This window comes from Streptomyces sp. NPDC047061 (genome assembly GCF_040643955.1).
Taxonomy (GTDB): Bacteria; Actinomycetota; Actinomycetes; order Streptomycetales; family Streptomycetaceae; genus Streptomyces.
In genome coordinates, this window is the sequence record NZ_JBEYVI010000084.1 from 1 (window position 1) to 14,739 (window position 14,739).

Below are 14,739 nucleotides of genomic sequence, written 5' to 3' on the forward strand. Positions count from 1 at the left end.
GCGGGTGGCCTCACAGCTCCCCAGCTGCGGGCAGGCGTGCCGCAGGGCGGCACGGGCGGGCGCTGGGGGTCCCCCCGGCCGAAGGCTGGGGGAGGCACCCTGCCAGCGCCGGTAAGCGACCCCACCCCCCGGCCCCAGCCCACCGTCACCTTCGAACCCGCCCCCACCGTCGACGTCGTGGCCCCCGTCGGCGCCGGTGACGCCTTCGCCGCCGGTTTCCTCTCCGGCATCCTGCGCGGCCTGCCGCTCCCGCAGACGCTCCGGCTCGGCCACCTCTTCGCCGCCGCCGCCCTCACCACCCCCGCCGACCTCGCCCCGCCCCCCGACCGCGACACCACCGACCGCCTGACCGCCCTCGACGACAGCGGGTGGGAGAGACTTCGACTCGGCCCCGGCTGGACGCAAGCCGACTCGGCCGAAGAGGAGGAACGCACCCCATGAGCCAGACCGTCGACCGAGCGCTCAGCATCCTGCCCCTGCTCGCCGAGGGCCCCGCCGACCTCGGCCAGGTCGCCGACCGCCTCGGTGTGCACAAGTCGACCGCACTGCGGCTGCTGCGCACCCTCCACGAACACGGCCTGGTCTACCGCCAGTCCGACCAGCGCTACCGCCTCGGCGCCCGCCTCTTCGCCCTCGCCCAGGAGGCGATGGAGAACCTCGACGTCCGCGAGATCGCCCACCCCCACCTGGCCCGCCTCAACGCGGCCTGCGGACACACCGTGCACCTCGCCGTGTTCGAGGAGGGCGAGGTCCTCTACATCGACAAGGTCGAGAGCCGCTACCCGGTGCGCATGTACTCACGGATCGGCAAGCCCGTCGCCATCACCGTCGCCGCCGTCGCCAAGCTGCTCCTCGCCGACCTGCCCGAGCCCGAACGGCGAGCCCTCGCCGACAAGCTCGACTACCCGATGTACACGGCCCGTTCGACGCCGAACGCGGAGGCGTTCCGCAGGGAACTGGCCAAGGTGCGCGAACAGGGCTGGGCCACCGACCTCGGCGGCCACGAGGAGTCCATCAACTGCGTGGCCGCACCGATCCGCGGCGCCGACGGGCGGGTCGTCGCCGCGATGTCGGTCTCCGCGCCCAACGTCGTCGTCACCGCCGACGAACTCCTCACCCTGCTCCCGCAGGTGCGCCGTACGGCGGACGCGATCAGCGGCGAGTACTCAGGCAGAACCCCGATCAAGGAAGCCGGCACCAGATGACCGAGAAGACCGCCCTCACCCCCACGACCCACACCACCCCGCCCGCCAAGTTCTCGCACGGCGTCCGGAAGGGCAACATCCTCCAGGTCGCCGGCCAGGTCGGCTTCCTGCCCGCCGAGGAGGGCAGGCCCCCGACCCCGGCCGGCCCCACCCTGCGCGAGCAGACCCTCCAGACCCTCGCCAACGTCAAGGCGATCCTCGAAGAGGGCGGCGCCTCCTGGGACGACGTCATGATGATCCGCGTCTATCTGACGGACGTGGACCACTTCGCGGAGATGAACGAGATTTACGACCGCTATCTCGGGGAGCAGGGGCTCGTGCAGGCTCCGCCTGCTCGTACGACGGTGTATGTCGGTCTCCCTGCCGGACTGTTGATCGAGATCGACGCTCTGGCCGTTCTCGGCTAAATGATCGGTGATCGAACCCGTGACCTTTACGCAGCGGTTCCGTTGATCAGATCAACGGAACCGCTGGGAGGGAAGCATGGGGGAGAAGGCCGCACATCACCGTGGCTTTCGTTCCCGTCTGGCCTTGACTCCCGCGCAGGAGGCTCGACTGGATCAGCAGGCTCACGCCGCGAGAGCGCTGTGGAACCTGTTGCACGAGCTGTTCACCGTGTCCGGGGCGCGACGCCCTCCGCTCTCCTATGCGGACGGCCAGATTCGTTGGGCGAGAGCCAATGTCGACTGGCTCTCGGATCTTCCGGCGCAGGCGGCGCAGGCCGTGTTGAAGACTTACCGCCGCGCGTGGGTGAACTGCTGGGAGGGCAGGGCCGAGGCGCCGAGCTACAAGTCCCGCTCGCGCGCGGTGTTGGCGGTGGACGTTCCGCAGGGACGAGATCTGCATGTGACGCGAGTGCATCGTCGCTGGGGCATGGTGAACATTCCGAAGCTGGGGCGAGTGCGGTTCCGGTGGACCAGGGATCTGCCGGGGGTCACCAAAGGCAGCCCGGCAGGTCGGATCACCGGCGCTCGTCTGCTCAAGGATGCCCTCGGCTGGCACATTGCGTTCCGCACGGAGAGTGAGGTAACCGCAACCGCGCCCAAAGACTGGGCCGACTCGCACGTAGGTATCGACCGAGGCATCGCTGTGCCGCTCGCCCTCTCCGACGGGAACACCTATGAACACGGGCCTTGGCTGAACCAAGCAGAGGATGCACAACTGCTGCGGGCCCAGCAGCAGGCCGCGCATCGGAAGCAGTACGGGAAGCAAGGAGCGCGGGTCTCCAAGAAGCTTCGCGCTGTATACGCCCAGATCAAGGACCTGCGTGCGAGAGCCAAGCGCCGGGTGCTCGATTGGCAGCACAAGACCACGAGCGCCATTGCGCAGGAATACGCTCTGGTGTCGGTGGAGCGGCTTGATGTGGTGAGCATGATGAAGTCCGCCAAGGGCAGCCCCGACTCGCCAGGCATCCGCGTGGCGCAGAAGACAGGGCTCAATCGCAGCATTGCAGGCGAGGCGTGGGGGCGTACCGTCGAACTACTGGACTACAAGCTGGCCCATCGCGGTGGCGTTCTGATGCGGGTGCCAGCGCCTGGAACGTCCATGCGTTGTTCCGAGTGCGGGCTTGTCACGCCAGGCAGCCGTGCATCGCAGGCGCGGTTCGCGTGCCAGAACCCCGCTTGTGGTTGGTCCGGGAACGCCGATTTCAACGCGAGCCGTAACATTGATCGGGCGGGTCTCGTACTCGCCTCGGCTGCCGGGAGGGCAGTCGACAGGCGGACATGAGCGCCGTCGAACTCCCCGGAGCAATCCAGGGGAGAATCTCTGGCCCTCGGGCAGGAGAGAACTCCAAAACACCTACTTCGAGGCTCGATCTTCGCCTCGCACGTCAACGACGGCGCCCGCGCGCGGAGCGCGCCGATGGACGCAGCTGGATGGTCGCCAAGTACTTCGGCATCAGCGAGCGGGACACCCTGAAGACCTGGACCGTCCTTGAGACGGTGCTGTCGGTGGCGGGATTCGCGGTGGCGGCCGTGCTCAGCGTCTTCGTGTAGGCGCGTTCGTGTAGGCGTCTCATAACGAAGTTGGGTCTGGCTGTGTCCGGCACAGGTTCTTCGACCATACTGCCCGCTGTGGAGCAGCGCATAGGAGCCAACAGCAAGCCCCTGGAAGGCGCCGGATTCGACCCGGCCTTCATCCCCGGGCTCACCGGACCCGCGTCCGCCGAGCCGGCGGACGCGAAGCCGGAGGACGCCCGGCCGGAGGCGGCCGAGGAGGCCGAGGACGTGCAGGAGGCGGCCGAACCGGCGGCCGCGGCCGAGGGCGAGGCCACGGCGGACGAGGACGCCGACGGCGCCGCGGACGACGAGGAGACCCCCGAGGGTCCCGCCTTCGAGGCCGCCGACCGCCGCGCCCGGATAGTGGCCGACCACCAGGGCGTGCGCCTCAGCCTCGACGAGGAGAAGTGCGAGTTCCGCTGGGACGAGATCGGCGCGATCGAGACCGAGGCCCCGCGCTTCGGCAAGCGCTTCACGATCACCGTCCACACCCCGGACCGCCGCTGGTACCCGATCGAGATCGAGGCCACGTCCCGCTCCCGCTTCAAGGAGTGGGAGGACCAGCTGGACGAGGTCCTCGACGCGTACTTCGACGACGGCACGGAAGAGGACGACGAGGCCGCGGACGTAGCCGACGCCGAAGCCGACGCCGACGCCGAAGTCGAAGCCGAAGTCGACGACAAGGCCGACGACAAGGCCGTGGACAAGGGCAAGGCCCTCCGCAAGGAGTAGCCCCGTCCCGTCCACGGCCGAGCCGCTCCGGCCCCGGTGGCTGCTGCCCCACCGCCGGAGGGGCTCACCCGTCGGGGTCCCGGTCGGCTAGCTGCAGTACTGCGCTTCCTTCCCGATCGACCGGTACATGCAGTCCGCGTTCTCCAGCAGTTGGAACACCGCGTCCCGGTTCCGGGAGGTCTCCCGCTCGATCACCTCGTCGGGCGGGTAGAAACCGCCCCCGGAACTGGACGTCGGGTACATCTCGAAGGTGTAGTCGAAGATCTTCTGGGAGCCCCACAGATAGTCGTCGATCGAGCCGTCGGTGATGTACAGGTCGCTCGACTGCTCCGGCGTGTAGCCGTTGCTCGCCGCCATCTTCTGCCCGACCGCCTTGAACGCCGCGGCGTCGTCCGCGGTCATCCCGGTGGCCGTGTCGGCGGTCGTGTAGCCGAACGGCCACAGCACCAGCTCGCTGTACGTGTGGAAGTCGATGCCGGCCTTGATCTGCTGCTTGCCGCCGACGACCCGGCTGCGCACGAAGTCGGCGACCACCTTCACCTCCGGCGCCGACTCGGCGGCCGCGCCCCGGTAGGTCTCCGAGGACGTGGAGCCCGAGGAGCCGCCGCAGCAGCCCCACCTGTAGTTCCAGTTCCGGTTCAGGTCCGTACCCACGTACGGCGAACCGGAGTTGGGCTGCCGGTTCTTGCGCCACGACCGGTAGGAGCCGGTGGCGATGTCGTACTCGCCGCCGTCGGGGTTGAGATCGGGGACGATCCAGATCTCCCGGCTGTTGACGATGTTCGTGACCCGGGAGTCCGATCCGTATCCGGCGCCGAGTTCGCGCAGCAGGTACAACGCCATCTCCACCGTGAGGTGCTCGCGCGCGTGCTGGTGGAAGGTGAGGAGGACCTCGGGCTCGTTCTCGTCCGTCGCCACGTTGTCGCTGACCTTGATCGCGACGATGTCCCGGCCCTGGTACGACTTGCCGATCACCTGCTTGCTCATGATCGAGGGGTAGGCGGCGAGCCGCTGGTCGATCTCGGCGTTCGCCTCGGCGTAGTTGTGGTACTTCGAGTCGGCCGTCGGGAAGTCGAACAGGCGCAGCTGGTCGGCGGCGGACGACCGGTCCGGGGCCGCGCCGAGCGGCGTGACCTCGTAGCCGAGGCGCTTCAGCGCGGCGATCTGCGCGGGCCGTCCGGAGACGACCACCGTCTCCTCGTCGGCCTCGTCCACGGAGACCCCGGCCTGCTGGATCGCGGCTCGGGTCACCGGGGTGGTGCTCTGGTGGATCTCGTACTGCCGGACGTCGTCCGCCGACGGGGCGGACGGTCGGGCGCTGTCGGCGGTCGCGTGGGTCGCCGTCGCCGACACGGGGGCCGTGAGGGTGAGGGCGAGCAGGGCGCCGAGTGCGGCGGTCCGTCTGCCGGTGCGGGCACCGGAGCCGCGTATGCGAAGTCGCATGAAGTCTCCTGGGGAGGTGGGGGTGGTTCAGTGCGACGTACCTACGTACCTGTGCGATGGCTGTGCGAGTGCCGCTCATCGTCCAGGGAATGGCATGGACAGGTCAAGACGGTAAAATTGGCCGCGTGAATCGGCCGCGCAGTGTACGCGCGTACCCGCCGCCGCAAGTGGCCCCCGCCGAAGTGCACCCACCCGCGTGACGTCCGTGTGCGTTCTCCCGGTCCGCCGGGGGACCGTGGTCGGACGGCCAAGAGGAGGGCTGGCTGATCATGGGCGGATCGGCGCCGCGTGGGGGCTGCCATCTGCCGGTCGAGACGACCAGCTTCGTCGACCGGAGAGACGAACAGGCCGCGGGCCGCGAGCTGTTGGCCACGGCCCGCCTCGTCACGTTCACCGGCCCCGGCGGGGTCGGCAAGACCCGGCTCGCCGCCCAGGTCGCGGCCCGCGTCGAACGCGCCTTCCCGGACGGCGTCCGCTACGTCGCCCTCGCCGGCCTGCACGACCCGGCGCTCGTCCCGCTGGCCGTCGCCGACGCCCTCGGCCTGCACGACCACTCCGACCGGCCGCCCCTGGACGCGCTGGTGGAGCGGCTCCGCGACCGGCGCCTGCTCCTCGTCGTCGACAACTGCGAGCATCTGCTCGCCGCCTGCGCCGCCCTCGCCGCGGCGCTGCTGCGCGGTACGATCGGCGTCCGCATCCTCGCCACCAGCCGGCACCGCCTCGGCCTCACCGAGGAACACCTCATGGAGGTACGGCCGTTGCCGGTCCCCGACCCGGACGGCGACCTCTGCGCCGCCGAGTCCCAGCCGGCCCTCGCCCTCTTCGCCGACCGCGCCGCCGCCGTGCTCCCCGGCTTCCGGCTCACCCCCGCCAACCGCGCCGCCGTGGCCCGCCTTTGCCGCCGCCTCGACGGGCTCCCGCTCGCCATCGAGCTCGCCGCCGTCCGGATGCGCGTCCTCGGCCTCGACCAGCTCCTCGCCCGTCTCGACGACCGCTACCGCCTCCTCACCGCCGGCAGCCCGGCGGCCCTGCCCCGCCACCGGACGCTCCGCGCGGCCGTCGACTGGAGCCATGAACTCTGCACGGCACGGGAGCAGTCGGCATGGGCCCGGCTGTCCGTACTGCCCGGCAGCTTCGACCTGGAGACGGCCGAGGCGGTGTGTCACGGCCTGGAGACGGCCGGGGCGGCGTGCCTCGGCCTGGAGACCGCCCAGGCGGTGTGCTCCGACGTGGAGACCGCCGAGGCGGTATGCCTCGACCCGGAGACGGCCGGGGCGGTGTGCCGCGAACCCGGCCCGCGCGAAGAGGGCGGGGCCGAGCAGGGGAGCCGTCCGCCCGACGTCCTGGACGCCGTCGCCGGGCTCGTCGACAAGTCCGTGCTCGTCCGGGAGGAGGCCCCGGACGGCGGCGGCGCCCGCTACCGGCTCCTGGACACCCTCCGCCACTACGGCCTCGACCGGCTCCGGGAGCGGCCCGGCGCGGAGGAAGCCGCCCGGCGGCGGCACCGGGACCACGTCCAGCTCCACGCCGACGCCTCCGAGGCCGCCTGGTTCGGTCCCGGCCAGCGGGAGATCGTCGCCCGGCTCCGCGCCGACCGGGACAGCCTGCGCGCCGCCCTCGACTTCAGCCTCACCACCCCCGGCGAGGCCGGTGCCGGCCTGCGGCTCGCGGGCACCCTCTGGTTCTACTGGCATGCCTGCGGCGCCCCGCGCGAGGGCCGCTACTGGCTCGACCGCGCCCTCGACGCCAACCCCGCCCCGACCGCCGGCCGCGCCCGCGCCCTCTGGGTCTCCGCACTGCTCGCCGGCAGTCCCGAGGACCTCACCCGGGGCCTGCGCCGCGCCCGCGAGGCCCGTGCCCTCGCCGAGCGGCTCGGCGACCCGGCGGAGGCCGCGCACGCCGACTACGTGATCGGCGTCGTCCAGCTCTTCGCCGACGACCTCGGCGCCGCCCGCGCCCACTACGAGACCACCGTCGCCCGGGGCCCCGTACCCGGCCAGCACCTCAGCCTGCACGGCCTGGACCTGGTCGAACTGGCCTGCGCGTACGCCTTCCTGGGGCAGGCCGAGCGGGCCACCGCCGTCTGCGAGCGGGCCCTCGGCCTGTGCGAGGCGCACGGCGAGGACTGGGTCCGCTCCTACGTCCTGCGCATCCTCGCCCTCGCGCACGCCGTCCGCGCCGACTGGCGCCGCGCCGAGCCCCGCGCCCGCGAGGCGCTGCGCCGCAAACGCGAGGTCCACGACGTCATCGGCATCGGGCTCACCCTCGACCTGCTGGCGAGGATCGCCGACGGCCTCGGCGCGGCCGAGCGCACCGCCGTCCTGCTCGGCGGCGCCGACCGCGTCTGGTCCGACATCGACCGCGACCGCTGGGGCTCCGCCGCCCTCAACTCGGCCCGCCGCGACTGCGAGAGCCACGCCCGGGCGGCCCTGGGGCCGGGGGAGTACGAGCGGGCGTACGGCCGGGGCGGGGCGCTCGGCCTGGCGGACGTGCTGGCGTACGCCCTCGGTGAGGAACCGCAACCCCCGCCGCGCCCACCCGAGTTGCGGACGGCGCCCGTCCGGCTCACCCGTCGCGAGACCCAGGTCGCCGAGCTCGTCGCCGAGGGGCTGGGCAACCAGCAGATCGCCGACCGCCTGGTCATCGCCCGCCGCACCGCCGAGGGCCATGTGGAACGCATCCTCGGCAAGCTCGGCTTCAGCAACCGCAGCCAGATCGCCGCCTGGGTGACCGCCCGGCGCTGACGCACAGGAGACCCGATGAGCACCAGTACGGGCGCGCGCCCCGCCGCCGCCCAGGGGCAGTTCGACCACCGGATGGCCGTGTTCGGCTCGGACGACGCGTTCGTCGCCGCCGCGCTGCCCTTCCTCGCCGAGGGCCTGGCCGCCCCCGGCGAGCCGCCGCCCGTCGCCATCGCCGCCCCCGGCCTGCTGGCCGCCCTGCGCGACGCGCTCGGCGCCGACGCCCGGGAGGTCGGCTTCATCGACCACGCCGACTGGTACACCGGCACGGCCGCCAACGCCGTGGCCCAGGGCGCCGGTTACCTCGCGGCGAACGCGGGGCCCGGCGGCCGTATCCACCTCCTCATGGAGCCCGACTGGGGCGGGCGCGCGGGCCGTTCGGCGCGGGAGAGCGCCGAGTGGATCCGCTACGAGTCCCTCGCCAACCTCCTGTTCGCCCCCTTCGCCACCACCGCCCTGTGCGCGTACGACACCCGGACGGCGGGCCCGGCCGTCGTCGACGCGGCCCGCAGGGCCCACCCGGGCAGCGGGGTGTACGAGCAGCCGCCCGTCCTGGTGCGCGAGCTGGACGCCGTACCGCTGGCCCCGCCGCCGCAGTCGGCGGCCCGGCTGCCCGCACCGGAGGCGGTCCGGACCTGGGCCGCCGGGCGCGGGCTGCCGGCCGTGGACGCCGGTCGGTTCGGCCGTGCCGTCGAGGCGGCGGCCGCCGCGCACGGGCCGGTGGTCGAGGTCCTCGCCTGGGGCGAGGCCCCGGCCTGCGTCTGCGAGCTGCGGCTGTGCCGGGCGGTGGGGGATCCGCTGGCCGGCTTCGTGCCGCCGCCCGGCGGGGCACCGGAGCCGGGGCAGGGGCTGTGGTTCACGCGCCAGGTGTGCTCGTACGTCGATGTCCGGGACGGGGCGGCGGGGGACGGGGCGAGGATCCGCGTCCAGTACGCGTGAGCGAGATGCCGTACGCGCGTACCCCCGCGGCGGCGCATACGCGGGTACGGGATCAGGTATTCCTCCCCGTGCGCGGGGAGCCGGGTCCGGGCACGCTGGGAGACATGCTGCAGCCCTCCGGGAGCCGCTTCCCGGATCCCTACCCTCTGTATGCCGCGTACCCGCAGCCGCCGACCCGGGCCGGCCATCTGAGGGTCGAGTACGACCCCCGTCCGACGGCGGCCCGCGAGGCGCGCGCGGCGGTACGGCGGCAGCTGGAGGAATGGGGACTCGCGGACCAGGACGAGGTGGCGTACGTGTGCGAGCTGCTGGTCGGTGAGCTGGCCGCGAACGTGCTGTGCCATGCGGCGACCCGGTTCCGGCTCACCCTGGCGGCCTCGCACGGGGTGCTGCGGTGCGAGGTCGCCGACGAGGACCGCCGCCCGCCGCGGGTGCTGGACGCGGGCCTCGCGGAGGGCGGCAGAGGGATGTACCTGGTGGATGCGCTTGCCCGGCGCTGGGGCTGCCACCAGGACGGGCCGGGCAAGACCGTGTGGTTCGAGCTCGGTACCTGCGGGTGCGACGGCTGCGGTCGGCGACAGCCGTAGCGCCCCACAGCCCGGACTCCGGCGGCCTGCCCAGCCGCCGGAGTCCACCCACCTGTTGTTACGGCAGCGCGTGCACGTGGGCGCCCACCGAGGACGACCACGCGTTGCCGGCCGCCGCGTCCCAGTTCGTCGACCAGGTCATCGCGCCCCGCAGGTCGGGGTAGGCCGTCGACGGCTTGAACGAGCCGCAGTTGGTGAGCTTGGTCAGGCAGTCGAGGGCGTTGTTCACCACGGTCGGGGAGACGTAGCCGCTGCCCGCCGCGCTGGTCGACGCCGGCAGGCCGAGGCCCACCTGGGACGGCGACAGACCGCCCTGGAGCTGGATGCAGGCCAGCGCGGTGAGGAAGTCCACCGAGCCCTGGCTGTACACCTTGCCGTCGCAGCCCAGCATCGAACCGCTGTTGTAGTACTGCATGTTGACGACCGTGAGGATGTCCTTGATGTTCAGGGCCGTCTGGAAGTACCCGTTGGACGTCGACTGCATGTCGATCGTCTGCGGGGCCATGGTGATGACGAGCGAGGAGCCCGCCTTCGACGACAGGGAGCGCAGCGCCTGGCTCATGTAGGTGGCGTTGATGCCGTTCTCCAGGTCGATGTCGACGCCGTCGAAGCCGTACGTCTGCATCAGCGAATAGACGGAGTTGGCGAAGTTCGTCGCGGACGCCGAGTCGCTCACCGAGATCGTGCCGTTCTGGCCGCCGATCGAGATGATGACCTTCTTGCCGGCCGCCTTCTTGGCCTGGATGTCGGCCTTGAACTGGTCGACCGTGTAGCCGCCGAGCCCGGAGGAGTCGAGGGTGAAGCTCACCGCGCCCGGTGTGCTGGTCGCGTCCGCGAAGGCGACGGCGATGATGTCGTACGAGGACGGCACGTCCGAGATCTTCTGGACGGTGGCGCCGTTGTTGAAGTTCTGCCAGTAGCCCGTCACCGCGTGCTTGGGCAGCGAGCCGCCGCCGTTGCCGCCGGACGCGGTCGTCGTCGCCGTCACCGCCGTCGACTTCGCCGACTCACCCGCCGAGTTGGTCGCGGTGACCTGGAAGGAGTACGACGTCGAGGCCGCGAGCCCGGTGATCGTCGCAGAGGCGCCGGTGACCGCCGTGACCTTGGTGCCGTTCTGGTAGACGTTGTAGCCGGTCGCGCCCGACACCGCGCTCCAGGACAGGGACGCGGAGGACGACGTCGTACCGGAGACCGCGAGGCCGGTGGGGGTGGCCGGGACGGTCGGGGCCGGGTCGGAGCCGCCCCCGCCGTCGGGGCCGTAGACCGAGAAGTCGTCGGCGTAGTAGGCGGGCTGGCCGTACCAGCCGTGCGTCCAGACCGTCACCGAGGTGGTCGAGGCGCCGGTGGTGAAGGTCGTCGACAGCTGGGTCCAGGTGGTGTTCGGGGTCCAGGTCGACACGTCCGTGGTGCCGGTGCCGGTCACCCCGAGGTAGGTGTAGGAGCCCTGCACCCATGCGCTGAGCGTGTAGGTCGAGTTGGCCTTGACCGCCACCGTCTGGCTGCACTGGGCGTAGTCCTGCCCGGCCGGGGTCGCCTTCAGCGCGGCGGCGCCGGAGTGGACGGGGGAGGAGACCGTCGTACCGCTGCTCGCGGAACAGGTCCAGTTGGACAGGCCCGACTCGAAGCCGGGGTTCTTCGCGTTGTTGACGTCGGCGGCGGAGGCCGGCGCGGAGGCCAGGCCCGCCATCGCGAGTGCCGTGGCGAGGGTGGCCACGGCCGACCAGGTGCGGATGCGTCGCTGTCCGGAATGCCGGGACACGAGTTGGGGGATGAGTCTGGGCATGACAATCAAGGTGGTCCAGACCAATTCACGTGTCAATAGGTCCAGACCAAATTCAAAGGTCGACGGAAGTCCCCGCGGGGCTGAACAAGCCCCGGTCATATGCTCAACCTGTCCCGATTTGGCGTCACTTGTGCGGTCACGGATCCCAGACAGCTACACAAACGCTGTTCTCCGGTCACAGGCGCGTGGTTACAGTGCTGAGGAAGTCACGCAATGAAGTCGTCCCGGCTCATTGGAGTAACACCGGTGGGCCGCCGGGTGTGAAGAGCGGGGAGCTGCGCGTGCCAACTGCCATTGCCGTGACCAGTGCCGACATGGCGCTGCCGGTCCAGGACGAGCGGACCATGCCCGCGGTCGTGCTCCGGGACCTCGACCGGCGCCCGCTCGAACAGACCCTCGCCGAGTTCGTGGCCCTCATCGAGCAGCACGGACATGTGGTCGTCCTGTACTCGGACGCCGTACCGGAGCCCGTGGTCCGGCGCCTGCACACCCTTCGCTCCCTCCTGGAGAGCGACCGGATCGCGCTGTTCCGCCCCGGCCTGCCGCCGCTCGGCGTCGCCGTCCTGGCCCGGCAGCTGCGCCAGCTGGCCTCCTGCGACCTCAGCCCCGGCGTGCTCGCCTCCGCCGGCCGGCTGCTCACCCACTACATCCACTCCGGCGCCGTCCTCGGCTCCGTCGCCAAGCTGGACCGCGTCCCGGTCGGTCTCAAGGCGCACGCCAAGTCCTGGATGCCCGGCACCCAGTTCGGGATCGTCGCGCACCCCGAGCCGCAACTGGTCCGGATCGCCCCCGAGGCCGTGCTGAGCGGCCCGGAATTCAGCACCTGGATGCTGGTCGCCAGGGGGCAGCTGCAGTCCGACTGGATCGGCGGCCTCGCCAAGGCCTGGGGCGCGCACGGCCTGCGCGAGACCCCGCTGCCCGCCGAGTCGTCCGTGTGGTGGGGCACCGGCCGGATGATCGAGTTCACCAGCTACCTCGCCGACCTTTCGGTCCTCTACCAACTGGTCACCTCGGTACGGCAGACCAGCTGCCACTGGTGCGGCATCGACGTCATCGGCGACCGCTGCGTCTTCTGCTCCGCCACCCCGCCCGTCTACGACCCGCCGCCGCCCCGCGCGCTGGAACAGCGGACGCCCGCCTGACGCCCCGGACCGGTCCGCCAGTCCGTACCGCCCACCGCCCGGTTCCCCCACTTCCCCGCTTCCCCGATGAGGTCGCACGGTCCATGAACTCCCGTCAGCGCCGCGGCGTGATACTCCTGATCCTGTCGGTGCTCTGCGCGCTCGCCGCGTTCGCCGGCGTGCTCTCCGTCATCGACAACGCGAAGTCCGAGGTCGGCCCCAAGGTCACCGCGTACGAACTCCGGTCCGACGTCACGCCGTACACCACGCTGAGCGCGAGCCAGTTCAAGAAGATCTCGCTGCCCGAGCGGTGGCTGTCCGCCAACGCGGTCACCAGCCTCAGCCAGATCCAGGGCAAGATCGCGGTCACCACGCTCAAGAAGGGCTCGCTGCTCCAGACCGACATGATCGTCGACCAGCCCGAGCTGAAGCCGGGCGAGCAGGAGGTCGCCATCATGATCGACGCGGCCACCGGGGTGGCCGGCAAGATCACCCCGGGCTCGCGGGTCAACGTCTACGCCACCTTCGAGGGCAAGCAGCAGAGCGACCCCGACGAGTCGAAGATCATCGTGACCAATGCCCGGGTCCTGGACGTCGGCGCCCAGCTCAGCTACGTGGACCCGGACAACCGGAACTCGCAGCCCAGCGACGCCGTCCCCATCACCTTCGCGCTGTCCACGCTCGACGCCCAGCGCCTCACCTACGCGGAGTCCTTCGCCCAGCGGGTCCGGCTCGCCCTGGTCGCCCCCGGTACGACGACCACCGTGCCGGACAAGGACCGTACCTACGAACTCGCGACGGACAAGTGAGAGGCGCCCTCCATGCCCATCAGGATCCTCCCCGCCGTCGGTGACCCGGACGCCGTCCGCTCCCTGGTCTCCCTGCTCAGCCAGCTCCCGGACGCCGAGCCGCTGGCCCCGGTCGCGGACTCCACCGGGCTCGTCGACACCCTCGCCCGGGCCGCCGCCGAGTCCGTCGACGAACTCCCCGAGGTCGTCGTCGTCCACGAACGCATCGGCCCCGTCCCGGCGTTGGAACTCATCCGCGAGGTCGCCCTGCGCTTCCCGGCCGTCGGCGTCGTCCTCGTCACCACCGACACCAGCCCCGGCCTGTTCGCCGCCGCGATGGACTCCGGCGCCCGCGGCCTGGTCGGCCTCCCGCTCAGCTACGAGGAGCTGGCCGGCCGGGTCCAGGCCGTCGCCCAGTGGTCCACGGGGGTACGACGTCATCTCGGCCACGGCGCCGACGTGTTCGCCGGCGTCGGCGGCACCGTCGTCACCGTCAGCGGCGCGAAGGGCGGCACCGGCGCGACCCTCGTCGCGGTCCAGATCGCCCTCGCCGCGCAGGCCTCCGGCCACTCCACCGCCCTCGTCGACCTCGACCTCCAGACCGGGGACGTCGCCTCCTACCTGGACGTCCAGTTCCGCCGCTCGGTCGCCGACCTCGCCGCGGTCAACGACATCTCCCCGCGCGTCATGGCCGAGGCCGTCTTCCGCCACGACTCCGGGCTCGCGCTGCTCCTCGCACCCGCCGAGGGCGAACGCGGCGAGGAGGTCACCGACCGCGCCGCCCGCCAGATCCTCAGCGCCCTGCGCTCCCGCTACGAGGTGGTGGTCGTCGACTGCGGCGCACAGCTCGGCGGGGCGGGTGCGGCGGCCGTCGAGACCGCGGACCTCGCCCTGCTGGTCACCACGCCGGACGTGGTCGCCGTACGGGCGGCGAAGCGGACGGTGCGGATGTGGGACCGGCTGCAGATCCGCAAGGCCGAGGAGACGACGGTGGTCGTCAACCGGTACACGCGCGGTACGGAGATCCAGCCCGCGCTGATCCAGCGCATCACCGGTACCGCGCTGGCGGGCACCCCGATCCCGGCGAACTTCAAGGAGCTCCAGGGGGCGGTGGACGCGGGCCGGATGCACGAACTGGACGCGCGGAGCACGGTGAAGCAGGCGTTGTGGGGGCTGGCGGGGGAGCTGGGGCTGGTCCGGTCGGGGGAGGGGGCACCACCACCACGCCGGTCCGGGGCCCGGGCGCGGGGTGGAGAGCGGGCGGCGGTGGGGTTCCGGCGGCGGAAGGAGCTGCCGTGAGAGGCCGTGGGGCGGGTGCGGGCCGGTGGGGGCGGGCCGCGCAGTTCCCCGCGCCCCTGAAGGGGCGCTCACCATGGCGCCCTGTTTTTGGGGGCGCGGGG

13 protein-coding genes and 1 pseudogene are annotated in these 14,739 nt (G+C 71.9%); 12 read left to right on the forward strand and 2 right to left on the reverse strand.

All coding sequences use genetic code 11. The annotated features are described in order from the left end of the window. The 6 genes and pseudogenes from ABZ887_RS49795 to ABZ887_RS49820 form a co-directional block, all read left to right on the forward strand. A partial coding sequence (locus tag ABZ887_RS49795; protein WP_361306133.1) for a PfkB family carbohydrate kinase occupies nt 1-441 on the forward strand: 441 nt, incomplete at its 5' end. Then, nucleotides 438-1,205: an IclR family transcriptional regulator gene (locus tag ABZ887_RS49800; protein WP_189267152.1), complete on the forward strand. Its 768-nt coding sequence runs from the start codon at nt 438-440 to the stop codon at nt 1,203-1,205. The genes ABZ887_RS49795 and ABZ887_RS49800, both read left to right, overlap by 4 nt. Beyond that, nucleotides 1,202-1,612, forward strand: coding sequence for a RidA family protein (locus ABZ887_RS49805; protein WP_361306135.1), 411 nt, complete (start codon nt 1,202-1,204; stop codon nt 1,610-1,612). The genes ABZ887_RS49800 and ABZ887_RS49805 overlap by 4 nt, the downstream gene beginning before the upstream one ends. Nucleotides 1,613-1,688: 76 nt before the next feature. Continuing rightward, on the forward strand, nt 1,689-2,933 hold the full coding sequence (locus ABZ887_RS49810) for a transposase (protein WP_361306137.1): 1,245 nt from the start codon (nt 1,689-1,691) through the stop codon (nt 2,931-2,933). An 81-nt stretch (nt 2,934-3,014) separates the two neighbouring features. Beyond that, a pseudogene (locus ABZ887_RS49815) lies at nt 3,015-3,202 on the forward strand (hypothetical protein); the annotation flags it as partial. A 78-nt stretch (nt 3,203-3,280) separates the two neighbouring features. Next, entirely contained in the window at nt 3,281-3,937 is a 657-nt protein-coding gene (locus ABZ887_RS49820) for a hypothetical protein (RefSeq protein WP_361306139.1), read from the forward strand. An 87-nt stretch (nt 3,938-4,024) separates the two neighbouring features. On the opposite strand, the gene ABZ887_RS49825 is transcribed toward ABZ887_RS49820, so the two are convergent. After that, nucleotides 4,025-5,380 carry a M14 family metallopeptidase gene (locus ABZ887_RS49825; protein WP_361306141.1) on the reverse strand — a complete coding sequence of 452 codons (1,356 nt, stop codon included), beginning with the start codon at nt 5,378-5,380 and terminating at the stop codon, nt 4,025-4,027. Between the two features lie 269 nt (nt 5,381-5,649). On the opposite strand from ABZ887_RS49825, the gene ABZ887_RS49830 reads away from it, so the two are divergent. The 3 genes from ABZ887_RS49830 (at nt 5,650) to ABZ887_RS49840 (ending at nt 9,647) form a co-directional block, all read left to right on the forward strand. Continuing rightward, nucleotides 5,650-8,124: a LuxR C-terminal-related transcriptional regulator gene (locus ABZ887_RS49830; RefSeq protein WP_361306143.1), complete on the forward strand. Its 2,475-nt coding sequence runs from the start codon at nt 5,650-5,652 to the stop codon at nt 8,122-8,124. A 15-nt stretch (nt 8,125-8,139) separates the two neighbouring features. Further along, entirely contained in the window at nt 8,140-9,060 is a 921-nt protein-coding gene (locus ABZ887_RS49835; protein WP_361306145.1) for an MEDS domain-containing protein, read from the forward strand. Nucleotides 9,061-9,164: 104 nt separating this feature from the next. Continuing rightward, complete coding sequence (locus ABZ887_RS49840; protein WP_361306147.1) at nt 9,165-9,647, forward strand: ATP-binding protein; 483 nt, start codon at nt 9,165-9,167, stop codon at nt 9,645-9,647. A gap of 58 nt (nt 9,648-9,705) precedes the next feature. Here ABZ887_RS49840 and ABZ887_RS49845 read toward each other — a convergent pair whose 3' ends face one another. Beyond that, nucleotides 9,706-11,430 (reverse strand): glycoside hydrolase family 18 protein, encoded by a 1,725-nt coding sequence (locus tag ABZ887_RS49845; RefSeq protein WP_361306149.1) that lies wholly within the window; start codon nt 11,428-11,430, stop codon nt 9,706-9,708. Nucleotides 11,431-11,744: 314 nt separating this feature from the next. Here ABZ887_RS49845 and ABZ887_RS49850 point away from each other — a divergent pair, with 314 nt between their 5' ends. The 3 genes from ABZ887_RS49850 (at nt 11,745) to ABZ887_RS49860 (ending at nt 14,638) form a co-directional block, all read left to right on the forward strand. Next, the gene (locus ABZ887_RS49850) at nt 11,745-12,572 is read left to right on the forward strand and encodes a hypothetical protein (protein ID WP_361306155.1); all 828 of its coding nucleotides are present in this window, start codon (nt 11,745-11,747) and stop codon (nt 12,570-12,572) included. Nucleotides 12,573-12,655: 83 nt separating this feature from the next. Beyond that, nucleotides 12,656-13,360: a Flp pilus assembly protein CpaB gene (cpaB, locus tag ABZ887_RS49855; protein WP_361306151.1), complete on the forward strand. Its 705-nt coding sequence runs from the start codon at nt 12,656-12,658 to the stop codon at nt 13,358-13,360. Nucleotides 13,361-13,372: 12 nt separating this feature from the next. After that, nucleotides 13,373-14,638 (forward strand): P-loop NTPase, encoded by a 1,266-nt coding sequence (locus tag ABZ887_RS49860; RefSeq protein ID WP_361306153.1) that lies wholly within the window; start codon nt 13,373-13,375, stop codon nt 14,636-14,638. Nucleotides 14,639-14,739 lie beyond the last annotated feature (101 nt).